At 43.5% G+C, this 24,894-nt stretch carries 22 protein-coding genes; 17 read left to right on the top strand and 5 right to left on the bottom strand.

Annotated elements, in window-relative coordinates:
• The first annotated feature begins 14 nt into the window (after nucleotides 1-14).
• Together hslO and FYJ75_RS05535 are read left to right on the top strand one after the other, a co-directional pair.
• Nucleotides 15-887, top strand: coding sequence for an Hsp33 family molecular chaperone HslO (gene hslO, locus FYJ75_RS05530; protein WP_154429465.1), 873 nt, complete (start codon nucleotides 15-17; stop codon nucleotides 885-887).
• Nucleotides 884-2,791 carry an NAD(+) synthase gene (locus FYJ75_RS05535; RefSeq protein ID WP_328596865.1) on the top strand — a complete coding sequence of 636 codons (1,908 nt, stop codon included), beginning with the start codon at nucleotides 884-886 and terminating at the stop codon, nucleotides 2,789-2,791. The genes hslO and FYJ75_RS05535 overlap by 4 nt, the downstream gene beginning before the upstream one ends.
• A 59-nt stretch (nucleotides 2,792-2,850) precedes the next feature.
• Here the strand turns inward: FYJ75_RS05535 and asnA are convergent, their stop codons facing one another.
• Nucleotides 2,851-3,861 (bottom strand): aspartate--ammonia ligase, encoded by a 1,011-nt coding sequence (gene asnA / locus FYJ75_RS05540; protein ID WP_154429466.1) that lies wholly within the window; start codon nucleotides 3,859-3,861, stop codon nucleotides 2,851-2,853.
• Nucleotides 3,862-4,043: 182 nt separating this feature from the next.
• Here asnA and FYJ75_RS05545 point away from each other — a divergent pair, with 182 nt between their 5' ends.
• Nucleotides 4,044-4,478 carry a transglycosylase gene (locus FYJ75_RS05545; RefSeq protein WP_154429467.1) on the top strand — a complete coding sequence of 145 codons (435 nt, stop codon included), beginning with the start codon at nucleotides 4,044-4,046 and terminating at the stop codon, nucleotides 4,476-4,478.
• Here the strand turns inward: FYJ75_RS05545 and FYJ75_RS05550 are convergent.
• Together FYJ75_RS05550 and FYJ75_RS05555 are read right to left on the bottom strand one after the other, a co-directional pair.
• Nucleotides 4,466-4,780 (bottom strand): AzlD domain-containing protein, encoded by a 315-nt coding sequence (locus tag FYJ75_RS05550; protein ID WP_154429468.1) that lies wholly within the window; start codon nucleotides 4,778-4,780, stop codon nucleotides 4,466-4,468. The two genes, FYJ75_RS05545 and FYJ75_RS05550, sit on opposite strands and share 13 nt — an antisense overlap.
• Nucleotides 4,770-5,513: an AzlC family ABC transporter permease gene (locus tag FYJ75_RS05555; protein WP_154429469.1), complete on the bottom strand. Its 744-nt coding sequence runs from the start codon at nucleotides 5,511-5,513 to the stop codon at nucleotides 4,770-4,772. Before FYJ75_RS05555 ends, FYJ75_RS05550 begins: the two co-directional genes overlap by 11 nt.
• Before the next feature lie 156 nt (nucleotides 5,514-5,669).
• Between FYJ75_RS05555 and FYJ75_RS05560 the strand changes: the two genes are divergently transcribed.
• From FYJ75_RS05560 to FYJ75_RS05620, 13 genes are all read left to right on the top strand, one after another.
• The gene (locus FYJ75_RS05560) at nucleotides 5,670-7,028 is read left to right on the top strand and encodes a GH1 family beta-glucosidase (protein ID WP_154429470.1); all 1,359 of its coding nucleotides are present in this window, start codon (nucleotides 5,670-5,672) and stop codon (nucleotides 7,026-7,028) included.
• A 107-nt stretch (nucleotides 7,029-7,135) separates the two neighbouring features.
• A complete protein-coding gene (locus FYJ75_RS05565; protein WP_328596867.1) occupies nucleotides 7,136-8,857 on the top strand; it encodes a methyl-accepting chemotaxis protein in 1,722 nt (573 codons plus the stop codon).
• A gap of 119 nt (nucleotides 8,858-8,976) precedes the next feature.
• Nucleotides 8,977-9,414: a MarR family winged helix-turn-helix transcriptional regulator gene (locus FYJ75_RS05570; RefSeq protein ID WP_154429471.1), complete on the top strand. Its 438-nt coding sequence runs from the start codon at nucleotides 8,977-8,979 to the stop codon at nucleotides 9,412-9,414.
• 3 nt (nucleotides 9,415-9,417) lie between these two features.
• Entirely contained in the window at nucleotides 9,418-10,284 is an 867-nt protein-coding gene (locus FYJ75_RS05575; protein ID WP_154429472.1) for an EamA family transporter, read from the top strand.
• Between the two features lie 73 nt (nucleotides 10,285-10,357).
• Entirely contained in the window at nucleotides 10,358-10,804 is a 447-nt protein-coding gene (locus FYJ75_RS05580; protein ID WP_154429473.1) for a hypothetical protein, read from the top strand.
• A gap of 61 nt (nucleotides 10,805-10,865) precedes the next feature.
• Entirely contained in the window at nucleotides 10,866-11,738 is an 873-nt protein-coding gene (locus FYJ75_RS05585) for a transporter substrate-binding domain-containing protein (RefSeq protein ID WP_331467480.1), read from the top strand.
• Between the two features lie 59 nt (nucleotides 11,739-11,797).
• Nucleotides 11,798-12,457 (top strand): amino acid ABC transporter permease, encoded by a 660-nt coding sequence (locus tag FYJ75_RS05590; RefSeq protein WP_154429475.1) that lies wholly within the window; start codon nucleotides 11,798-11,800, stop codon nucleotides 12,455-12,457.
• Nucleotides 12,438-13,112, top strand: a complete 675-nt coding sequence (locus FYJ75_RS05595; RefSeq protein WP_154429476.1) for an amino acid ABC transporter permease — start codon at nucleotides 12,438-12,440, stop codon at nucleotides 13,110-13,112. The genes FYJ75_RS05590 and FYJ75_RS05595 overlap by 20 nt, the downstream gene beginning before the upstream one ends.
• The gene (locus FYJ75_RS05600) at nucleotides 13,103-13,873 is read left to right on the top strand and encodes an amino acid ABC transporter ATP-binding protein (RefSeq protein WP_154429477.1); all 771 of its coding nucleotides are present in this window, start codon (nucleotides 13,103-13,105) and stop codon (nucleotides 13,871-13,873) included. Before FYJ75_RS05595 ends, FYJ75_RS05600 begins: the two co-directional genes overlap by 10 nt.
• Before the next feature lie 122 nt (nucleotides 13,874-13,995).
• Nucleotides 13,996-14,826 carry a TrmH family RNA methyltransferase gene (locus tag FYJ75_RS05605; RefSeq protein WP_154429478.1) on the top strand — a complete coding sequence of 277 codons (831 nt, stop codon included), beginning with the start codon at nucleotides 13,996-13,998 and terminating at the stop codon, nucleotides 14,824-14,826.
• A 22-nt stretch (nucleotides 14,827-14,848) separates the two neighbouring features.
• Complete coding sequence (locus FYJ75_RS05610) at nucleotides 14,849-15,967, top strand: DUF4422 domain-containing protein (protein WP_154429479.1); 1,119 nt, start codon at nucleotides 14,849-14,851, stop codon at nucleotides 15,965-15,967.
• An 88-nt stretch (nucleotides 15,968-16,055) separates the two neighbouring features.
• Nucleotides 16,056-17,534 (top strand): AAA family ATPase, encoded by a 1,479-nt coding sequence (locus FYJ75_RS05615; RefSeq protein ID WP_154429480.1) that lies wholly within the window; start codon nucleotides 16,056-16,058, stop codon nucleotides 17,532-17,534.
• A gap of 239 nt (nucleotides 17,535-17,773) precedes the next feature.
• Nucleotides 17,774-20,380 carry a cation-translocating P-type ATPase gene (locus tag FYJ75_RS05620; RefSeq protein ID WP_154429481.1) on the top strand — a complete coding sequence of 869 codons (2,607 nt, stop codon included), beginning with the start codon at nucleotides 17,774-17,776 and terminating at the stop codon, nucleotides 20,378-20,380.
• A gap of 68 nt (nucleotides 20,381-20,448) precedes the next feature.
• Here FYJ75_RS05620 and FYJ75_RS05625 read toward each other — a convergent pair whose 3' ends face one another.
• A complete protein-coding gene (locus FYJ75_RS05625) occupies nucleotides 20,449-21,936 on the bottom strand; it encodes a glycoside hydrolase family 43 protein (protein ID WP_154429482.1) in 1,488 nt (495 codons plus the stop codon).
• A gap of 223 nt (nucleotides 21,937-22,159) precedes the next feature.
• Here FYJ75_RS05625 and FYJ75_RS05630 point away from each other — a divergent pair, with 223 nt between their 5' ends.
• A complete protein-coding gene (locus FYJ75_RS05630) occupies nucleotides 22,160-23,488 on the top strand; it encodes an MATE family efflux transporter (protein ID WP_154429483.1) in 1,329 nt (442 codons plus the stop codon).
• 282 nt (nucleotides 23,489-23,770) lie between these two features.
• On the opposite strand, the gene FYJ75_RS05635 is transcribed toward FYJ75_RS05630, so the two are convergent.
• Nucleotides 23,771-24,625 (bottom strand): helix-turn-helix domain-containing protein, encoded by an 855-nt coding sequence (locus FYJ75_RS05635; RefSeq protein ID WP_154429484.1) that lies wholly within the window; start codon nucleotides 24,623-24,625, stop codon nucleotides 23,771-23,773.
• Nucleotides 24,626-24,894 lie beyond the last annotated feature (269 nt).

Below are 24,894 nucleotides of genomic sequence, written 5' to 3' on the forward strand. Positions count from 1 at the left end.
AAAAGGAGACAACTATGTCAGATTATATTGTACGTGCAACAGCAGCGGATAACAGCATCCGTGCGTTTGCGATCACATCAAAGGAACTTGTGGAAAAGGCAAGACAGGCACATCAGACTTCACCGATCATGACGGCTGCGCTTGGAAGACTTCTTTCAGGCGGTGCAATGATGGGAACGATGATGAAAGGAGAGAAGGATCTTCTGACGTTACAGATCCAGTGCAGAGGTCCGGCAAAGGGACTCGTTGTAACTGCGGATTCCCATGGCAACGTAAAAGGATATGCCAATAATCCGGTTGTAGATCTCCCACCAAATGCGCAGGGCAAATTAAATGTTGGTGGTGCACTTGATCTTGGAGTCTTAAGTGTCATAAAAGATATGGGACTGAAAGAGCCGTATGTAGGACAGTGCCAGCTTCAAACTGGAGAGATTGCGGAAGACCTTACGTATTATTTTGCAACTTCGGAGCAGATTCCTTCTGCAGTAGGACTTGGTGTACTTGTAGATAAGGACTGTTCGGTACTTCAGGCGGGAGGCTTTATCATCCAGCTCATGCCATTTACAAGCGAGGAAGTGATCGAGAAACTTGAAAAGCGTATTTCAGAAATTGATTCTGTAACCCAGATGCTGGAAAAGGGCATGACACCGGAGGATATTCTTGAGCATATCTTAGGCGAATTTGGACTTGAGATCAATGATACGATTCCGGCGCAGTTCCATTGTGACTGCTCGAAGGAGCGGATTTCGAGAGCACTTTCCACGATCAGCAAAAAAGATCTGGATGACATCATCAATGATGGTGAGGAAATCGAGATCAAATGCCAGTTCTGTAACCGTGCATATAAATTCAGCATTGATGAATTAAAGGAGATCAGAAAACAGTGAGACATGGATTTGTAAAGGTAGCAGCGGTTACACCAAAAGTTCGCGTGGCAGATACAAAATATAACGGAGAACGGATCCGCCAGTTGATGAAGGAGACTTCGGAAGAAGGGGCAAAGGTAATTGTTTTTCCAGAACTTTGTATGACAGGATATTCCTGCGGTGATCTGTTCCTTCAGGAGAAGCTGATCGCAGATGCGAGGGAAGAACTGCTTGTGACGGCAAAAGAAAGCTGGAAATACGATGGGATATTCTTTATCGGACTTCCGATGGATATGAACGGAAAGCTGTATAATGTTGCGGCAGCAGTGTCGAAAGGAGAGATTCTTGGGATCGTTCCGAAGACATTTATTCCTAATTATAATGAATTTTATGAAGCAAGACATTTTGCATCCGGTCAGGATCTGTGTACAGAACTGACATTTGAGAATGGTCAGAAAGTCCCGGTAGATACGGATCTGATCTTTACCTGCGAGGAATTACCGAAGCTGAAGATCGCAGCAGAGATCTGTGAGGATCTCTGGACGCCGGAACCTCCAAGCATTCACCACGCACTGTCGGGAGCTGATCTGATCGTGAATCTGTCTGCATCCGACGAAACAACCGGTAAGGATACCTATCGGGAAGCACTTGTAAGTGGTCAGTCCGCAAGGCTTTTGTGCGGTTATATCTATGCATCGGCAGGAGATGGGGAATCTACACAGGATGTCGTGTATTCCGGACATAACATAATCGCAGAGAACGGAAGAATCTTAAAGGAATCCAGACGTTTTACCAACGAGACCATCTATGCTGAGATCGATATAGAGCGTTTAGAGGCAGAGCGGAGAAGAATGTCGACATTCCAGATTGAGGATGATCATGTGCATATTCCGTTCCATCTGACGATAGAAGATACAAAGCTTACCCGTTATGTAGATCCTGCACCTTTTGTTCCAGGCGATCAGGCAGAACGTGATAAACGATGTGATGAGATCCTTTCGATTCAGGCAATGGGACTGAAAAAGAGATTAGAGCACACCAATTGCCAGAGTGCGGTAGTTGGGATCTCCGGAGGACTGGATTCCACACTTGCATTGTTAGTAACGGTCCGTGCATTTGACCTTCTTGGGAAAGACCATAGCTGCATTACGGCAGTGACGATGCCTGGATTTGGAACGACGGACAGGACTTATGACAATGCGGTGAACATGATCAAATGTGTTGGCGCAGAATTTATGGAAGTGGATATCAAAGAGGCGGTAAACATTCATTTCAAGGATATTGGACAGAATCCACAGGTGCATGATGTAACCTATGAGAACTGCCAGGCAAGAGAACGGACGCAGATTCTGATGGACGTTGCAAATAAGAAGAATGGTATGGTGATAGGAACCGGCGATATGTCAGAACTTGCACTCGGCTGGGCAACCTATAATGGGGATCATATGTCTATGTACGGAGTGAATGCCTCGGTTCCAAAAACCTTAGTACGCCATCTGGTACGTTATTATGCGGATACCTGTGGAGAGGAAAAGCTGTCGGCAATTCTTCTTGATGTGCTCGATACACCGGTATCACCGGAACTTCTTCCACCGGAAAACGGTAAGATCTCTCAGAAGACGGAAGATATTGTAGGACCATATGAACTTCATGACTTTTTCCTGTATTACGTGCTTCGTATGGGATTTGCACCGGCGAAGATCTACCGGCTTGCAAAGATCGCATTTGCGGGCGTATATGAAGATACGTTTATTCTGAAGTGGCTGAAGACTTTTTACCGCAGGTTTTTTGCACAGCAGTTTAAGCGTTCCTGTCTGCCGGACGGACCAAAGGTTGGAACAGTTGCTGTTTCTCCAAGAGGTGATCTTCGTATGCCGTCAGATGCCTGTGGAAGGATCTGGCTGGATGAAGTGGACAGATTATAGACTTTATAAGAGATGAAAAAATTCCAGGTGAATTGTTCACCTGGAATTTTTGATTTCTGTTATAATAACTGGATTCCGCGTTTCTTGCATTCTTCAACCGTCTCATCCGGCCAGAGAGAACACTGAACCTCTCCGATATGAGCCTTGCGAAGGAAGAACATACAGATACGGGACTGACCGATACCACCACCGATGGTAAGCGGAAGTTCTCCTTTTATGATCGAGTGCTGGAATGGAAGTTCTGCACGTTCCGGGCAGCCTGCCTTTTCAAGCTGGTCAAGCAGAGCTTTCTTGTCAACACGGATACCCATGGAAGAAAGTTCCAGTGCAATATCAAGTACCGGATAATATACAACGATATCTGCATTTAAGGACCAGTCGTCATAGTCCGGTGCACGGCCGTCATGTGGTTCTCCGGATTCAAGTTTGTCACCGATCTGAAGAATACATACAGCTCCTTTTGCCTTGCAGATGTAATATTCACGTTCCTTTGGAGTATTGTCCGGGAACATGTCCTCCAATTCCTGTGATGTAATAAAGAAAATATCTTTTGGCAGGATCAGGTCAATATAATCATACTGGATCGACATATACTGCTCGGTCTTGCGCAGACATTTGTATACGGTGCGGACGGTGTCTTTTAGGTAGTCCAGATTGCGTTCGTTTTTGTTGATGATCTTTTCCCAGTCCCACTGATCTACGAAAATAGAATGGATATTATCGGTCACCTCGTCACGACGGATCGCATTCATATCGGTATAAATACCTTCGCCGTAGGAAAAACCATATTTATGCAATGCATAACGTTTCCATTTAGCAAGAGAGTGGACAACCTCTGCCTGCTTATCATTCTGTTCTTTGATCCCGAAGGAAACAGGGCGCTCATAACCGTTTAAATTATCATTCATTCCGGAGTCCGGATCGACAAAAATCGGTGCGGATACACGGGTAAGATTGAGGCGCTGTGCAAGTAAACCCTGGAAAAAGTCTTTGACAGTCTTGATTGCCAGCTGGGTATCATGAAGATTCAGCTGGGACTCATAATCTTTTGGTATCATTAAATGCTCCATTGTAGCTCCTTTTTATATATTCTGAATTTTCTTAAATATTATAGCATAATGGATTTCTTTTTCAATGATTCCGAAACAAAAAGAAAAGAAAAAATGTACGGACTGTTCCAATCTGGAAAAATATGATAGAATGCAGAAATATAGAAAAGATTACAGTGATGGAATACAGGGGGATAGAAAGAATGAGAAAAGAAGATCTGTCTGCAGGAGCGGTTATTGCAGAAGCAGTTGGAATGATACTTGGAATCGCCTATATGGTGCTGCAGGTTTATTATGGAATCCGTTTTCATGTGTCACCGGTTACGTGGATCATGAATGTGCTGGTTGCGGTACTTGTATATACAGGGCTTACGATTCTTACGCATTATCCGGAGAAGATCCATGCACTTCCCCCGGAAAAATGTTCCGGAAAAGTGCGGATGTATTCGATAAGGATGGTTCGTGTGATTAAGCTGTTATTTATCAGCAGCCTTTTGATCCCATGTATTTCAGACGCTTTTGGACATCAGATGAAGGGTGGTTACAGCCTGATCGCAATTGGAATCATGATCGTAGCAGCTGTTTATTATGAATACCACATTCTTCATATTCTCCGCAGCAACAATCAGAAAAAATAATAGAATGTTTCCACAAGAAACACAACGGCACAACAGCCGACCGATACTTTAAAAAGACTGGCACCACGCCAGGCAGCAATCATTCCAAGAATAAGGGCACAGGCTCCGGCAATCGGAACCTGTGTCGCTTCTATTATTGCAGGAAATGTCATGACCGATAATGTAACATAAGGAACATAATACAGAAATGAGCGGACAAAACGGCTCTGGATCTGTTTGCGTATCAGGGTTAAAGGCAGAACACGGATGAGATAAGATACCAGACCGGTTACCAGGATATAGATATAAATATTATGCGTCATCTTTTGCGTCCTCCTCAGGGTTTTTTATCGGGAAAAAGATCGCTGCTCCTACAGATATCATTACGGTCAGTAAAATGGTGCGCAGTCCGCCGGAAAGCGATGAGATTACTGGCAGCACACCGGACAGATAGCTGCACAGTGCACTGAGTATGACCAGGATCAGGATTACTTTATTGCTTCGTGCCGGTGGAATGATCACAGCAAGAAACATTCCGTAAAGAGCAACGCTTAATGCGCTTACAATGCGGAGTGGAAGGATATTGCCTGTAATGATTCCAAGTGTAGTTCCGATGGACCATGCAGGGAGTGCGATGAGAAAAGCCCCATAGCTATAGTAAGGATTCAGGTAACCGGGGCGTCCGATCGAAATTGCAAAAAGTTCATCTGTGACATCAAAACTGATCAAAAAGCGATGGATCAGAGGCGTGTCCGGTGACATTTTCTGACTTAGTGCACAGCTCATCAAAATGTATCTGGCATTGGCGATAAAAGTCATAAGTGCGATTTCCAGATAGGTGGCATTCGCTGCGATCAGGGTGAAAGCTGCATATTCTCCAGCGGATGCATTATTAAAGAAGCTTGCCAGAAAACCCTGAAAAGGATCAAGACCGGCCTTTCTTGCAGCAATACCAAGTGAAAATGAGACCGCAAGGTAACCGAATCCAATCGGTACGGCGTCCCGGATGCCTTCCCGGAAGGCAGTTTTATTTTTGGTTTCATATAGTTTTGACATTTGTAATCGAATCCCCATTCGTTTTTGTTTAATCTAATTTATCAATATAACATATTTTTGTGGGAAAAGAAACAGCTTGAATAAATACAATGTGTGTTGTATTGTTAAATTAACTTTATGCAAATTAAATTTAATCAGTTTTTTTGGGGAAATATTATGGGATTTCGAGATGATTTTGTATGGGGAGCTGCAACCAGTTCTTATCAGATCGAGGGTGCAGTACGGGAAGATGGAAAAGGAGAACACATCTGGGATGTGTTCACAAAAGAGCCGGGACATGTGTATGGGGATCATACAGGGGAGACCGCATGTGATCATTATCACCGTTTCCGTGAGGATGTTAAGATTATGAAGGAAATGGGACTCAAGGCATACCGTTTTTCCATTGACTGGTCAAGAGTGCTGCCGGAAGGCAGCGGCAGGGTGAATGAGAAGGGGATTGCATTTTATAATGCGCTGATCGATGAACTTCTTGCCAATGGGATCGAACCATATGTCACACTGTATCACTGGGAGCTTCCTTATGAACTTTATAAAAAGGGAGGCTGGATGAACCGGGATATCGCAGAATGGTTTGGCGGATATGCAAAGCTTGTTGCGGAACGTTTCAGCGACAGAGTAAAGTATTTCTTTACACTGAATGAGCCACAGTGTTTCGTTGGACTAGGCTTTTTAAGCGGAGTGCATGCACCGGGCGTGAAGGCCCCGCTCAGAGATACCTTTGAAATGGCGCACAATGCAATGCGCGCACATGGAAGAGCAGTCCAGATGTTGAGACAGTACGCAAAACAGCCGCTTGTGATCGGATATGCGCCGACCGCATCAGTTGCTTATCCGGATTCAGACAAAACGGAAGACATTGAAGCTGCCAGACAGTTATTCTTTGAGATTCCGGAGGATGTAAGAAACTGGACATGGAATGTGGCATGGTGGTCAGATCCGGTTCTTCTTGGACATTATCCGGAGGAAGGACTCATGCGGTTTGCACCGTATCTTCCGAAGATCACGGATGAGGATATGAAACTGATCTCAGAACCGATCGATATATACGGACAGAATATCTATAACGGCAGAAGTGTACGGATGGGCGCAGACGGGAAACCGGAGTTCGTGAAACGATGGGAAGGATTCCCACGAACGGCCATTGACTGGCCGGTAACGCCAGAAGTATTGTACTGGGGACCAAAATTTCTGTATGAGCGCTATCAGAGGCCGATCTATATCACGGAAAATGGAATTTCCTGTCATGATGTGATATCACTGGACGGAAAAGTTCATGATCCGAACAGAATTGATTTCCTTGCAAGATATCTGCACGAGTTAAAACGTGCAGCAGGGGAGGTGGATGTGCGAGGATATTTCCAGTGGTCTTTGATGGATAATTTTGAATGGGCAAGCGGGTATTCCGAACGTTTTGGACTTGTATATGTGGACTATCCGACACAGAAAAGAATTTTTAAGGACTCCGCATACTGGTATCGGGATGTAATAAAAAATAACGGTGCAAATATCTAGTCTTTTCCTTATTTCATGCTTGATTATTTTGACTATTGGAATATAATAAAAGTAATAGGACTATAGTATTAGATGCTGTGGATTTTTACATAGGAGGAGTGAACAGAGTGAAAAAGGACACAAAGAAGAAATGGCATGAACTGAATATTCTGAGCCGGCTGAATAAAGGCTTCCGTTTTACAACGATGGTTGCAAGCGTAGCAGCAGTGATCGGCATCATTGTAATGGGAGTGATGTCCGTGCAATATTCAAGAGCGTTAAAGAATTACGGGTTTGCCCAGGGAGACATTGGAAAGGTTATGGTAGCTTTTTCAGAAACGAGAAGCTGTACACGAGGACTGATTGGCTACTCAGATCCGGACATTCTTAAGAATTTATCGGAGACACATGATAAGAAAAAGGCATCCTTCGAGAAATACTGGGAAGAGCTGGACAGCAGTATTTCATCTTCTGAGGAGCGGGAGATTTATGATAAGATTAACAGCGAGTTAGATGATTACTGGAAGATTGACAGCGAACTGATCCAGCTTGGAACGAGTGCAAGTTCAGCAGAAGATGATAAAGCCATTGAGAAGAAAGCAACGGATGAGATGGCTCCTGCATTCAATGAGATCTATCAGGATATGGTAGATATTATGGATAAAAAGGTAAATGAGGGAGATGCGTTAAGTTCTCTGTTGGACAAAGTGGCGATTATTGCAGTTATCGTTATGATTGCGATTATTGTAGTTGCAACCAAGATCTCATCTAAAATCGGAAAAGAGGTCGCTGATGGAATATCGAAACCTCTAGATGCATTGAAGAACCGGCTGGTTATCTTTGCACAGGGAGACCTGAGGTCAGAATTTCCACAGATGGAATCCGAGGACGAGATTGCTGACATGGTAAAGGTTGCAAGCAATATGGCAACAGATCTGAATACGATCATTCAGGATTCAGACAGTCTGCTTGGTCAGATGGCAAATGGCGATTATACCGCAAAGACACAGGTAGAAGAGAAATATGCCGGGGACTTTTCCGGACTGCTTTCTGCAATGCGTCAGATGAAGACACAGATGAACGAAGTATTAGGCAAGATCAATGAAGCATCTTCTCTTGTATCAGCCGGATCACAGAATCTTGCTGAGGCGGCACAGGAACTGGCAGAAGGTGCAACAGACCAGTCTGCATCCATCGAAGAACTTCAGGCTACATTTGCAGATATTACGTCAGGCGTAGAGAAAACCTCAGACAAACTGAATGAGACCTATCAGATCGCACAGCAGTATGCGCAGGAGGCGGATAACAGCCAGGTAGAAATGCAGGGGATGGTTGATGCAATCAACCGTATCAATGAGACATCCCAGAAGATCGAGAATATTATATCCGAGATTGAGGATATCGCAAGCCAGACGAATCTGTTATCACTCAATGCTGCAATTGAGGCGGCAAGAGCCGGTGAGGCTGGAAAAGGATTTGCAGTTGTTGCGGACCAGATCCGGAGTCTTTCCGAACAGAGTGCGAAGGCGGCTGTAGATACCCGTCAGCTGATCGAGGGCTCAATTGCCGTGATCAAAGAAGGAAATGAAGCTGCGGAACGTGTAACGGTTTCAATCGAAAAAGTAATTAACGGTATGAAAGAAGTAGCTAATGCTTCTCAGGAGCTCAGTGGTATTGCGGAAGAACAGGCAAGGGCAATGGAGCAGGCAGAGCAGGGAATTGACCAGATTTCTGAGGTTGTCCAGAATAACTCTGCAACAGCAGAAGAGACATCTGCTACAAGTGAAGAATTATCTGCCCAGGCAGTTACCATGAGCGATCTGATTGGAAGATTCCAGTTAGAAGAATAGAAGTAACGTGGCAGAGAGAAGAGAGGAAGAGTTTGTTTATGCAGACTCTTCCTTTTTTGACAGAAAAATGCACCGGGCGTATAATAGGCATATCATGAAAAAAAAGACAGAGGAAGAATATGAAAGCAATCGAAGTAATGAATATTATGTCGAAAATGCGAAAACTGTATCGCGAGAAGTGCGCACCGGTGTGCAAGGAGTACGGAATCAATCAGAGCGGATTGGATATTTTGTTGTTCCTTGGACATAATCCGGATCATAACACGGCACGTGATATCTGTGAGATTCGCGGAATTAAGACCGGAATTGTATCAGTGGTCGTAGAGCAGCTCATACAAAAGGGATATCTTGAACGTAAAGAGGACGAGAAAGACCGGAGAATACAAAGACTTTTTCTTACGGAAGCATCATATAATATTGTGCGGGCAGGAGAAAATCTTCAACAGGAGACACATGGATTATTGTGTGAGGGAATGACGCTGGAAGACAAAGAGGCCATCAACAGAGTACTTTATAAAGTGGCACGTAACCTGGAGAAAAATGAAAGGCGGAAATAGAACATGTGGGTGGCATTTGCATTCGGCTCAGCGATTTTTGCAGGTCTGACATCCATTCTTGCAAAATGTGGAATAAAGAAAACAGATTCTAATGTGGCAACGGCAATCCGTACCATTGTCGTTCTGATCTTTTCATGGATCATGGTATTTGTCGTAGGCGCACAGGGGCAGATTACAAGCGTGGAAACGAAAACATGGATATTTCTGATCATGTCAGGACTTGCGACAGGCGCATCGTGGCTCTGTTATTTTCGGGCATTACAGCTTGGAGATGTGAATAAAGTTGTACCGATTGACAAGTCCAGTACGGTCCTTACGATGCTTCTTGCGTTCATTTTCCTGAGAGAAGAGATCAGTCTGTTAAAATTTATCTGTGTTGTACTGATCGGAGCAGGAACCTTTCTGATGATTACCAGAAAGGAGCAGGAAGCACCTGTGGAAGAGAAAGGACATAGCTGGTTTTTTTTTGCACTCCTCTCCGCAGTATTTGCCAGTCTTACCTCAATCCTTGGTAAAGCTGGAATGGAAAATATCAATTCCAATCTGGGAACTGCGATCCGTACCGTTGTCGTTTTACTTATGGCATGGGTTGTCGTGTTTGTGACCGGAAAGCAGAGCACATTACATCAGATTGAGAAAAAGGAACTGGGATTTATCTGCCTGTCAGGGATCGCAACGGGCGCATCGTGGCTCTGCTATTATAAGGCGCTTCAGGATGGACCCGCCAGTGTGGTTGTACCAATCGATAAATTGAGTATTCTGGTAACCATACTGTTCTCGTATCTTGTTTTCCATGAAAAACTGGGCAGAAAAGCACGGGTCGGACTGATAATGATCGTGGCAGGAACTTTTCTTATGCTGGTTTCATAAGGAAAAAGGTTTGATATCCGTAAGTAGAAAGGTACATAATAGTAGATAAAAAGATGAAATGCGAGGAAAGCCGATGACAGCAAAAACACCAGAGGATGAACACAGGTATGATGACATCATAGATCTACCGCATCATGTTTCCAGAACACATCCACAGATGCCGATGCGGTCGAGAGCCGCACAGTTTGCTCCGTTTGCAGCACTTTCCGGTTATGAGGAAGCAGTAAAAGAAACTGCGCGGCTGACAGAGGAAGAGCGGGAGCTGGATGAATACGAGCGGGAAGAACTGGATCATAAACTTCAGACACTGATCAGACATTGGAAAGAACAACCCATGGTGACGATCACATATTTTAAGCCGGATTCGAAAAAATCCGGCGGTTCTTATGTAGATGTCACTGGAATTGTCCGCAAAATCGATGCAGATCAACGGATGATCTGGATGGAGGATGATGCCAGAATACCGATGGATCATGTGTCTCATATTGAGTTTCCAACAAAAACATATAAAACCTATTGACATACTAGGAAATGAGGGATATAATGCAAACAACATTCAGATATGAAAAGGAGACATGAAAATGAAGAATTTGAAAAAACTGTTAGCACTTTCCCTTGCATTTGTATTGGCAATCGGTGTGTCCGCTTGTGGAAGCAGCACAAAGGACGGAGGCTCTGATACATCTGCTTCCGGCAAAGAAGTATATCGCACATTAGATGAAATCAAAAAAGACGGAACCATCAATATTGGTGTATTTTCCGATAAGAATCCATTTGGTTATGTAGATGAGAACGGTGAATATCAGGGATATGATGTTTATTTTGCAGACAGACTTGCAAAAGACCTTGGTGTTAAGGTAAACTATGTATCGACTGAGGCTGCAAACCGTATCGAATATCTGCAGACAGGAAAAGTAGATGTGATTCTTGCAAACTTTACGGTAACAGAAGAGAGAGCAGAAGAGGTTGATTTCGCAAATCCATATATGAACGTTTCTCTTGGTGTTGTTTCAAGAGATGACAATGTGATCACAAGCCTTGACAACTGGAACAAGGATGATTCTATCATCGTTATTTCTGGTACAACCGCTGAGACTTATCTGACAAAGAATTATCCGGATATTCCACTTCAGAAATTTGATTCTTATGCAACTGCAAAAGAAGCTTTTGAAAATGGAACATCGGTTGCATGGGCAAATGATAATACGGAAGTTATTGCATTTTCACTTCAGAATAAAGGTTATACTGTTGGTATTCCGGAACTTGGAAGTGCAGACAGTATTGCACCGGCAGTTACCAAAGGAAATGATACTTTACTGAACTGGATCAACGATGAGATCACAAGCTTAGGAGAAGAGAACTTCTTCCATGCAGATTATGAAGCTACACTTGCTGACACTTACGGTATGGATTATGAAGACAGCCTTGTCGTAGAAGGCGGCAAAACAGAATAAGAAACCTGCATACGCCGCAGGGAATAATATAATACAAAAAGAAAGGAGGAAGCAGTTTCATGAATTGGGATTTTATAATGGAGTATCTGCCGATGTATGAACGGGCAGCGATACTTACCGTGAAACTGGGCCTCATTGGAATTGCCTTTGCTGTCCTTGTCGGACTGATCTGTGCGATGATCCAATATCATAAAATACCTGTGGCGAGACAGATTGTTGCAGTATATATTGAATTGAGCAGAAATACACCGCTTCTGGTGCAGTTGTTCTTTATCTATTATGGATTACCAAAGCTCGGGCTGCAGTTTGGCCCCGAGCTTTGTGGTATTATCGGGCTGGCTTTCCTTGGGGGAAGTTATATGGCAGAAAGTTTCCGAAGCGGACTTGAGACCATTGAGCCGATTCAGAGAGAAAGCGCATTAAGTCTTGGGATGACGAACCGGCAGACGATGCAGTATGTCATTTTACCACAGGCGGTTTCTATCAGTGTGCCGGCTTTTGTTGCGAACGTAATTTTCCTTTTAAAGGAGACGAGTGTATTCAGTGCCATCAGCCTTATGGATCTGATGTTTACTGCAAAAGACCTGATCGGACTTTATTACAAGACCATAGAGAGTCTGTTCTTACTGGTTGTATTTTATCTGATCATTCTGCTTCCAGTATCCATTCTGGGAAGTTTGCTCGAAAGGAGGCTGCGTCATGCTGGATTTGGGGCTTGATGTTTTATTGAAAGGCACAAACATGGTGCGTCTTCTGCAGGGACTCTGGGTTGCAATGCAGATCAGCCTTGTGTCCATCGCAATCAGTATGCCGCTTGGAATTCTTGCCGGTGGACTGATGACCATGAAAAATAGACTCGTTCGGTTTATTTTCCGCATTTATCTGGAGTTTATACGTATCATGCCACAGCTGGTGCTTTTATTCATTGTTTATTTTGGAAGCACAAGAGTGTTTGGCTGGAATTTATCAGGAGAGAGTGCTTCTGTGATTGTGTTTGTTCTCTGGGGAACGGCCGAGATGGGAGATCTTGTACGAGGAGCTTTGATCAGTATTCCGAAGCATCAGTACGAAAGCAGCGAAGCTCTTGGACTCAGCAAACTGCAGACATACCGTTATGTGATCATACCGCAGACGGTGCGAAGACTGATTCCGCTTGCGATCAACCTGATTACCAGAATGATCAAGACGACCAGTCTGGTGCTTATGATCGGTGTTGTCGAGATGTTAAAGGTAGCACAGCAGATCATTGAAGCAAACCGTATGACAAGTCCAAACGCAGCGTTTGGAGTATTCCTTATTGTATTTATCTTATATTTTCTTGCATGCTGGCCGATCAGTATGCTTGCAAGATATCTGGAAAAAAGATGGAGGTGATAGATGTGGCAGAGACACTTTTAAGCGTACAGAATCTTACAAAAAAATTTGAAGATCACACCATATTAGACGGACTTAATCTGGAGATTAAGAAAGGTGAGGTCATAGTAATCGTAGGACCAAGTGGATGTGGAAAGAGCACACTGCTCCGTTGCATCAATGCACTGGAGCCGATACAGGGAGGAACGGTTACTCTTTCCGGAAAACCGATAGAATACGGAAGCAGGAATCTTGCTGCAGTCCGCCAGAAGATTGGAATGGTATTCCAGAGCTATGAATTGTTTCCACATCTGACCGTGCTTGACAATATTATGCTTGCACCATTAAAGGTGCAGAAACGGGCAAAAGATGAAGTAAAACAGGAGACTTTGCAGCTCCTGGAACGTGTTGGATTAAAGGAGAAAGCGGATAGTTATCCAAGACAGTTGTCCGGTGGACAGAAGCAGAGGGTGGCAATTGTAAGAGCTCTTTGTATGCATCCGGAGATCCTTTTGTTTGATGAAGTAACAGCAGCACTGGACCCTGAGATGGTACGGGAAGTACTGGATGTTATGCTTGACCTTGCAAAGCAGGGACGTACCATGATCATTGTGACACATGAAATGCAGTTTGCAAAAGCGGTTGCAGACCGTGTGATCTTTCTGGATCAGGGACATATTGTAGAAGAAGATGCACCGGAAGTATTTTTCGAGCATCCGAAGACAGAACGCGCAAAACAGTTTTTGAACGTATTTACATTTGATAAGGTGGAACACAAGTAGTATGCCAACCACGGACAGTTATGTTGTAAAAGAGGCTTTTTTAAAATCCATACAATTGCTTTGACGGCTTTTCTTATGAATAGCCGTCAAAGTTTTTATGCAGAAAAACAAAGGAAGAAGATATGGCTAATATTATAAAGATCAAAGAGTTTGATGCACCGGAGCTGGATGTGTATGCGCGTCTGCCAGAGGTTCAGCTGCTTCGCTATTATGAACCGCAGCCGGGATTATTTATTGCAGAGAGCCCGAAAGTGATCGAACGGGCACTGGATGCGGGATACGAACCGGTTTCCCTGCTGATGGAAGAACGGCATATTGAGACTGAAGGTTCGAAGGTAATTCAAAAATGCGGAGATATTCCTGTTTATACAGCAGAATTTGATGTGCTGACGAAACTCACGGGATTTAAACTGACGAGGGGAATGCTTGGTGTCATGAGAAGAAAGAGACTTCTGGACATTCGACAGACAATCGCAGAGAAACGTCGGATCGCTATCCTGGAGAATGTTGTGAATCCGACGAATGTCGGTGCCATATTCCGGTCTGCTGCTGCCCTTGGGATGGAGGCGGTGCTTTTGACAGCAGGGTGCAGTGATCCTCTTTACCGCAGGGCTTCAAGAGTGAGCATGGGAACGGTATTTCAGGTTCCGTGGACGATGATGGATGCAAAAAGCTGCATATGGCCGCAGGATGCAATGGCAGTCTTAAAAGAAGAAGGATTTAAGACAGCAGCAATGGCTTTGAAAGAAGATACAGTAAGGATTGATGCACCGGAGCTTTTAAAAGAGGATAAACTGGCGGTTATCCTTGGCACAGAAGGGGACGGGCTGGCAGATTCAACGATTGCGGACTGCGATTATACCGTAAAGATCCCGATGATGCATGGTGTGGATTCCTTAAACGTAGCGGCAGCAAGTGCAGTTGCGTTCTGGGAACTTGGCAAAACAGAGTGATACAGGAATATGGGGGCAAAAGATGCGTATCCAGATTTATACAATGACACACAAAAAGTTTTCGGTTCCACCGGACCCGATGTATGTTCCGCTTCAGGTAGGGAGTGCAGTGCACGAACCACTTGGTTATTTAAGAGATGATTCCGGAGAGAACATTTCGGCTCAGAACTGTTATTATGCAGAGCTTACAGGCATGTACTGGGTATGGAAAAATGTATTTGATGCAGATTATGTTGGAGTATGTCATTATCGAAGATACCTGCTGAATGAACTTGGGTTTGTCTATACCAAAAAGGAACTTGAGCAGTTATTGCAGCACTATGATATTCTGACTTCCATGAAATTAAAACTTAATTTTTCCTATGAGTATGGTTTTACCGTGAATCATACGAAGGAAGATCTGGATGCGGCGGATACCGTGATCCATGAACTTTATCCGGATTTTTATCCACTGTATCGGAAACGCATTCAGGAAAATCATACGTATTTTGGCAACCTGATGATCTGCTCGAAAAAGCTTTATGATGAATATTGCAGCTTCCTTTTTCCGATTTTTGCAAATATGCATAAACTGCTGCAATTGGACAGCTATGATGATTATCATAAGCGGCTGTATGGATTTTTATCCGAATTTCTGCTTATGGTATGGACGGAATACCGCGGACTTAAAGTGCGGGAATGCAAAGTTGGCATGATCGGTGCCAAAAATGAGACGGGTGAGGTTGTGGAGCAGATGCTTTCACTTTTTGCAGAAAGGAAAGTAGAGGAAGCAAAAACATACTTCCTGTCGTGTTACCAGAAAAGACCGGATATCCTGATGGAAGCCTCAGATATTGACGGACATCTGCATCTTTGCCTGGAAGCGGTATCTGTTTTTGAATATGAAAGTCTTCATGGAATGGAAAAGATTCCGATTACAGAGGGGAAAGAGACACTTTTTGGTTATCTCGAACAGCTGAATGAGGCAGTACTTGCATTGATCGGGAATACATACGGGGATGCAGAGAAAGAGCGGCTGAAAGACGGGAAATACAGTGAATATGCAATCGCAGTCAGTGTGAAGCTCTATGCGGGGAAAGAACAGAAGGCAGTCTGTGCGCTGATTGATACTTTGTGCCAGCGAAAAATACCGCTGCTTTGACTAAGGCAGTTGCATGGTGGCTGTTGTTTATCGTATAATCATTAGAAACAGAGAGTTTCAGATTACAAGGGAATTGAGAGGGATGGATATGCCAGTATTTGATTTTAATGAGGAACAGGATAATAAATTTACGGCGGAATGTACATATACGACATTTCAGTCCAATGAGTCAAAGCCTACTGCGGACAAACCGTTACTTTTGCTGGATAATGAAAAAAGAAAGTGGAATCACCATTCCTGTGGTAAATTCACCAATCCGATCCGGCGCACGTCATTTGAATTTGAGGAAGAAGAAGGAACCGTCAGTGCAGATATCCTGCAGATCGATTCCAGGTTTGTAAGCCTGTTAAAGTGGCTTGGTGAGAATCATATTAATGTGCGGCTTTCTGGAGAAAACAGACCGGAAGGATATGCGGTTTATAAGATCCGAGAGATCGCTTTTGGTGGTGGAACCAAGCTTTCAGCGGAAGATGGATTTTTACAGTTTATGATCGACCGGCTTCTTGCAAGCAGTGCACCGGAAGAAATGAGTGAGGATGAGGAGCAGGAAGAAAGCGGAGATGATATGAAGCTGACAAGCATTCAGAGCATCACGGATTTCATGAACTGTGCGGGAAGAACGCTTCCGGATAATATCCGTTTATGGGCAAGAAGAAATCTTGCTGTTGCAAGATCCAATGAGGTATCGCCGGAAGAAAGACGTCATGCACAGAGAGCGCTGTCCATTATGATGAATGTACAGTGGAAAAGCAATTATTTTGAAGCAATCGATCCGGCTGAGGCAAGACGGATCCTTGACGAAGAACTGTATGGCATGGAACGTGTAAAGCAGAGAATTATTGAGACAATTATCCAGATCAACCGGACACATACACTTCCTGCGTATGGTATTCTTCTGATCGGACCGGCCGGAACCGGTAAATCCCAGATCGCTTATGCAGTTGCACGTATTTTAAAACTGCCATGGACAACGCTTGATATGAGCTCCATTCATGATCCGGAGCAGCTGACCGGAAGCTCGCGGATTTATTCGAACGCCAAACCGGGGCTGATCATGGATGCATTTTCCATGGCGGGAGAATCCAATCTGGTATTTATTATCAATGAGCTGGATAAGGCAGCAGCCGGAAAAGGAAATGGCAACCCGGCAGATGTCCTTCTGACACTGTTAGACAATCTTGGCTTTACAGATAATTATATGGAATGTATGATCCCGACGGTTGGTGTTTATCCGATCGCAACGGCCAACGAGAAAGATCAGATCAGTGCTCCGATCTTATCCAGATTTGCAGTGATCGAGATCCCGGATTATACACCGGAAGAAAAGAAGGTTATTTTCTCAAAATTTGCGCTCCCAAAAGTGTTAAAACGTATGGGAATGCGGGAAGAAGAATGCATTATCACGGATGAAGCACTGGATGCGTTGATCGAACAGTATGCTGATACGACAGGAATCCGTGATCTGGAGCAGGCTGCAGAACATATTGCGGCGAATGCGCTTTATCAGATCGAAGTTGATCATCTTTCACAGGTTGTCTTTGATGCGGATATGGTAAGACAGCTGTAGCAGGCGAAAGGCTGGTAAAGATCCGGTAAAGAAAATGCCAGTGCGTTGACACTGGAACATGGATATGATAGATTTGTATCAACAAAGAGGGAGTAGTTGCATGTGAATATCACATGTGCTGTGTTCCGTCAGTACGTCCACAGGGACCGGAAGCAGATAACCGATGTTAAACAAGACTTTTTGTGCATTTATTTTGGTGCACAGAAGGTCTTTTTTGTTTATAGGAAAAGGAGGAGCTCATGAAAGAAATTTATCAGATGACAAAAGAAGAGGTGCAGAAGCAATATCAGGCGGGAATGGGATTAAGCAGTGCCGAAGCACAGAAACGCATGGAGCGGTATGGGAGAAACCAGCTGACGGAACAAAAGAAAAAGAGTATTGGAATCGTCTTTGCCGGACAGTTTGCAGATCTTTTGGTGATCATCCTTATAATTGCAGCCGTGATTTCCATGTTCTCGGGAAATCCCGAAAGTACGATCGTAATTCTGGCTGTGATCGTATTGAATGCGGTGCTTGGAACCGTTCAGTATGTCAAAGCAGAAAAATCACTGGAAGCACTAAAAAAATTATCGTCGCCACATGCAAAGGTTATAAGAGATGGGAGAAAGCAGGAGATTCCATCGGAAGAGATCGTGCCTGGAGATCTGCTGATTTTGGAAGCGGGAGATCTGACAGCCGCAGATGGAAGACTTCTCGAGAGCCATTCCCTTCAGGTAAATGAAAGCTCTCTTACCGGAGAATCTGCCAATGTTGAAAAAATTGACGAAGTGATTCCGGGAGAAGTTCCGCTTGGAGACAGGAAGAACATGGTCTTTTCCGGCAGCCTTGTTACATATGGAAGAGGGATGGTACTTGTCACTGCGACAGGAATGGATACAGAGATCGGAAAGATTGCAAGGCTTATGAATAATACAAAAGAGAAGCGTACGCCGCTGCAGATCAGTCTGGATGGATTCAGCAGGAAGCTGGCAGGTTTTATTCTGGCAGTAAGCGCACTTGTGCTTGCACTTGAGGTATGGCAGGGGGCAGAGATACTTGATGCGCTACTTTTTGCAGTTGCACTTGCGGTTGCTGCAATACCGGAAGCACTCGGATCGATCGTGACTATTGTGCAGGCGATGGGAACCGGAAAGATGGCAAGAGAGCATGCAATCATCAAAGATCTAAAGGCGGTAGAAAGTCTTGGCTGCGTATCGGTGATCTGTTCGGATAAGACTGGAACATTGACACAGAATAAAATGACTGTACAGGAGATCTATATTGGTGGAACATGCATGATGCCACAGGAACTGGATATCTGGAAACAGGATCACAGGTATTTTCTGTACAATGCCATATTAAATAATGATTCGTGCATCCGTGAGGGAAAAACAATTGGTGATCCAACGGAAAGCTGTCTGCTTGCTATGGCAGAACAGATTCCTGTTTTTGCAAAGGAAGGTGCTGTGGAACATCTGCGTTCCCTGATGCCAAGACTTGCAGAGCTGCCGTTTGATTCAGAGCGAAAATGCATGACGACCAAATATATGGTACACAATGTGCCAATGCTTTTTACGAAAGGAGCAGTGGATGTCCTTCTGGACCGCATTACAGGAATCGCAGATGAGAATGGAGTAAGAGCAATTACTCAGGAGGATAAAGAAAGTATACAAAAACAAAATCTCCTTTTTTCGCAAAAAGGGATGCGTGTGCTGGCATTTGCATATAGAGAATATACACAAACACAATTGACAGAGGAAAGTGAAACACAGCTGGTATTTCTTGGACTGGTGTCGATGATGGACCCGCCAAGGGAGGAATCGGTGCGTGCTGTAAAAGAAGCAATCGGTGCAGGAATAAGACCCGTTATGATCACCGGGGATCACAAGATCACTGCTGTTTCGATTGCTGAAAAAATCGGAATTTTCAAAGCCGGTGACAAGGCTGTGACCGGCCAGGAACTGAAGCAGATGGGGGATCAGGAACTCGAAGAAAACATTGAAAATATCTCAGTATATGCAAGAGTATCACCGGAAGATAAGATCCGGATCGTCAGTGCATGGCAGAAAAAAGGGCATATTACAGCCATGACCGGAGACGGTGTCAATGATGCTCCGGCTTTAAAGAAAGCGGATATTGGAATTGCAATGGGAATTACAGGAACCGAGGTTGCAAAAGACGCTGCCGCCATGATTCTGGCAGATGACAATTTTGCAACGATCTTAAAGGCTGTATTAAACGGCAGGAATGTATACCGGAACATACAGAATGCAATCTTGTTTTTATTATCAGGCAATCTTGCAGCAATCCTTGTCGTGTTATACTGCACCTTCGGCGGACTTCATATACCGTTTCAGCCAGTGCATCTGCTGTTTATCAATCTGCTTACAGATTCCCTTCCGGCACTGGCAATCGGAATGGAGCCATCGGATTCGCGGCTTCTTGAGCAGAAACCAAGAGATCCGAAAGTGGGAATTTTTACCGCAAAATTCTCGCGCAGCCTGCTTTTGTATGGTGTTTTGATCGGAGCAGTGACTCTGGCGGCATTTTATATGGGAGATTCCATAAGTGCATCTGCCGCCAGTACCATGGCTTTTTCCACATTGACGCTGGCACGGCTGTTTCATGGATTCACATGCAGAAGCGAGGATGCCTCGATTGTACAGATTGGAATAAAAAGCAATCTGTGGAGCGTTGCTGCTTTTGCGGCAGGAACCGGACTGCTTATGTGCGTTTTGTGTATCCCGGCTCTGCATGGACTGTTTCAGATTGCACCGCTTGGAACAGGGCAGATATTTACGATAGCGGGACTCGCTTTTCTGCCGACGTTGGTGATTCAGACAGGACGCTTTTTTAAGTTAAAATAGGTTCATTCATTTCAAATAAAAGTTCATTGGCATCCATTACGGACAGTTTTTTTTACAGAAAGACTCACTCAAATCTGTGGCAGATATTTTATCTGAAAATCTTTTATGCAGGCTTCGTTATTCCCGGTTGCGTAGAATGCAAGGATGACACCGGTAAACCCTCCACTGACTTCCGTGGAAACATATTTGGATAGAGCTGTTCCAAGGAGAACTTCTTTGCCATCTACGACGGCATAGAAGGAGTAGGTCAGGGAATCTGCTTTTATGATGAGGCGAACCGTGTTGGAAGGTGGAAGAGGGATGGCTTTTTCAATATGCTTGATACCACCGATATTCCGCTTGAATACGATCTGGGATTCATTGAGTGTCCGCAAAACGGCAAGGTCATAATGCTCGTTTTCCGTGGAATATACTGTGATTCCACCCTCGCCGTGATCGACCATAAGATCAGCATACATTTCAAAACAGAAATCACGCTGCCTTAAACCAATAAAAGTAGGAGAATCTACATCTTCAAGTGTAAGTTCGGTTCCATAAATGGTAAGATCATGCTCGCCGAAAGTATAGTTCTCCTCATAAGGATGACGGAGATAACACCAGTCAATGGCGGGATTGGTTGTATCAAAGGAGTAGGTTTTTAAAGGTTTTTGCAGAAAATCTCCTTTGATCTCATAGCTTTCGTCTGTAGTCTTGTCTTTTCCTGCAGTGAACCAGCCGTCTTCATGGAAGGTAACAGGAGTGAGAAAAACTTCACGACCAAGGGTATGATATGCCTGCCACAGATGAATCTGGCGGAAACCAAGACTTAAGATGTGCCAGTCTCCATAGGGATCGGTGACCAGTTCACCATGTCCAATTCCCTGAATGATATAAGGGGCTTTGTTGCGGTTGGTAAGTACTGGATTGTCAGGATAACCCTTAAATGGTCCCCAGACTGAGCTGCCTCTTGCATAGGTGATCATATGACCATATTCAGTGCCGCCTTCTGCGACCATAAGATAGTATTCACCATGAATCTTATACATATGTGGACTTTCAATAAAACGTCCGCCGGATCCCTGCCAGATGCACTTGCTTTCTGTCAGTTTTCTGCCGGTTGCAATATCAATCTCGCACTGTACGATACCATAGACTCCGGAATCATCGGTGCCATTGCTGATAAAAAAGGTTCTGCCGTCTTCAAAGTAAAGAGACGGATCGATACCTCCCTGGGCAACCGGAACAGGATCGGACCATTCTTTGTGAATATCATCTGTATAGACATAGAAGTTTGTCTGAGTGGAATTATTTGTAGTTACCATGTAGAACCTTCCGTTATGGTAACGGATGGTCGGAGCAAAAACGCCGCCGGAGCTTTCAACATGTGAGAGCATAATCTGGTTTTTCCTCGTCAGAACATGACCAATCTGGGTCCAGTTAACAAGATCCTCACTTTCAAAAAGCGGGACGCCTGGGAAATACTGAAAAGAACTGCATACCATATAGTATTTTCCATCGGCAAAGCAGACACTCGGATCCGGATAAAATCCTTTTAAGACAGGATTTGTATATTTCATTATAAAAACCTCCCCAATTCATAAATTAGATACTTTCCTTATATCACATCCTGGTGGTTTGTACTACAGGAGAAAATAGAGATAATTACCTAGAAATTTTAAACAAAAGAAAAGAAAATTCCGGATAAAAATTCGTTGATTAATTGCAGAAAACAGAATATAATAATGCGGCGTAGTTTGAAAATACAGGCACTGCCTGAAAAGATACAAGGAGAGAGGAAGAATGAAAGATCTTACAAAAGGAAAACCATCCACATTGATTCTGGCATTTGCATTACCGATTTTTCTGGCCAATCTGTTACAGTTGACCTACAGTCTTGTGGATACACGTATCGTGGGCTCTTTTCTGGGGGAGGACGCACTGGCTGCTGTCGGTGCAACGACAACACTCAGTAATCTGATCATCGGATTTTTGATGGGACTGTCAAATGGATTGGCAATTATTACAGCACAGAAATTCGGGGCAAAAGATATGAAGGGCGTGAAGAAATCTTTTGCAGCATCACTGATGCTTGGATGCGGGATTGCAGTGCTGTTAACTGCAGCAGGACTTTTATTTTTAAGGCCGATCCTGAATTTTTTAAATGTTCCGGAAGAGCTGGTTTCGGTTGCTGCTTCTTACATATGGATTATCATAGCAGGGCTTTTGGCAACGTTTCTCTATGATGCCTGTGCCTCAGCGTTACGTGCACTCGGAGATACACTTACTCCACTGATTATTCTTGCTGTTTCGGTTGGACTTAATATTGTTGGAGATCTGTTCTTTGTGATGGTCTTGAAAGCAGGAGTACGAGGAGCTGCGCTTGCAACTGTGCTTGCCCAGATTCTGGCCTTTGTGATCTGCTGGATCTATATGATCCGTAAATACGATATGTTAAGGCTGGAGAAGGAGGATTTTAAAGATCACGATCCGGAGATGATAAAGAATATGATCGGTGCAGGCATGTCGATGGGATTTATGAGTTCCCTGATCAACATTGGCTCATTGACATTACAGACTGCCATCAACAAACTGGGACAGGAGATCATTGTGGCACATACCGCAGCGAGAAAGATTTCGGAAATCTTTATGATTATGTTTACCGTGTTCGGACAGACGATGGCTACCTATTGTGGACAGAATCTTGGAGCAGGGAAGATCGATCGTGTGAAGAAGGGAATCCGCCTGTCAATTTTATATACCTGCATCTGGTGTACGCTTACGATCATTGCAAGCTATACGATCGGACCGTGGCTTGTGCACCTCGTTACAGGAACTTATAATGATACGGTTATCACAAATGCAACCAATTATCTGAAATTTGATACGCTTTTTTATTATGTGACAGCTGTCATCTGTGTGCTTCGTAATGCGATGCAGGGACTTGGAGACCATGTGACTCCGCTTGTATCAAGCTCTCTAGAGATGCTTGGAAAAATTGTCATCGCATTGACACTGGTTCCATGGCTTGGATATACCGGCGTTATCTTAGCGGAGCCAATTGTATGGTTTATCATGGTAATTCCGCTTCTGATACAGATTTTCCGTATGCCTGTTTTAAAGAAAGCGTGACAAATGATAGAGACAAGATTGTTATCTTATTTCCTTACGGTTGCAAGAGAACAGATATGAATAATATTTAAAAATGATAAAATCCTCTTGTGAAGAATGTTGCATAAAAGCTAAGTAAGTTTTCAATAAAGTTGTGGAATTTGTTTCTCATGGAAGTTCATCTCCTTTCTGTTTACGCTGTCATTATAAAACACGAAAGGGGATATTACTTGCCAAAATAAAAAAATAAATGGACAAAAATTGCAAAAAGCAGAGATTTTAATCCTCTGCTTTTTGCATTTTTTATATGTTTTTACGATATTCAGAAGGTGACAGCCCCTTTGCCTTTTGAAAAATCCGGCTGAAATATAGTGGATTATCATAACCAACAATTTGTGCGATCTCATTGATATTATATTGTGTATTCTGAAGTAGTGCTTCGGCATTATATATTCTTTTTTGCAAAATGAATTGTTTTGGTGTAATTCCGGCATATAATCTGAAATTACGGATAAACCAACTGGCACTGACATGATTTTGTTCAGCATAGTCATCAATACTGATCGGTTCATTGTAATGCTCACTGAAATAAGAAATTGCTTTGTCTATTTCCTCAGCAGCATGGGAGTTCACTGTGGTGATAGAAGATTTAAAGTGGCGCTGTAGTTTTATAAAAATATGTCTTAAATACATTTCAAGCATTTCAGAATAGCTATCCTGACACATTTGTAATTCATTTATCATGGCACGGAAAAGATACTGATATTCCGAACCAGAACCACAGTGGAACACCCTTTTGTCATTTGTCAATCCATAGGAACGGAGCAGATTAGTGACATTGTTTCCTGTAAAATGAACCCAGTAAACTTCGACCTGGTCTTTGGCATAATATTCATATTTCTGTGGTTCTTTTGGACGGTATAAAACCATATGACCAGCATGAACAATCGTTTCTTCCTCATCATTGTTAAAATGAAAATGAGCTTTCCCAGCAGCAATAAAGATCAACTGAAAATCAACTCTGCCCCGTGGTCTCCATGTGGGAAGTTTAGGGTGAGTATATAACTTGTAAGCTCCACACATGGTTACGACGAGAGGCTTTGATTTATCTTTTCTGTCGATTGTTGAGTTATTTAGATATGCATTATTTGTATACATTTGAGTCCCCCATACGATAATTGAAAATGTTCATGAAATAATAATTTGAAATATATAAAATCTGTGTTTAATCCATGATGCAATTATACCATTTTGTGCATGTTTTGTGTAATTTATGATATGGTTTTCCGGCATCAGCCCTGTGTGTTAGAATAGTTGTCAGTGAAAGAAAAAAGTTTTTGTGGTAGTATATAACTATCACAGGAAGGAGCTTTCACTATGAACTACAGTCAAGAACTTAAGGAAGCCTTGCTAAGAAGAATGCTTCC

The sequence above is a fragment of the Roseburia porci genome (assembly GCF_009695765.1).
In the GTDB taxonomy this organism is placed as follows: domain Bacteria; phylum Bacillota; class Clostridia; order Lachnospirales; family Lachnospiraceae; genus Roseburia; species Roseburia porci.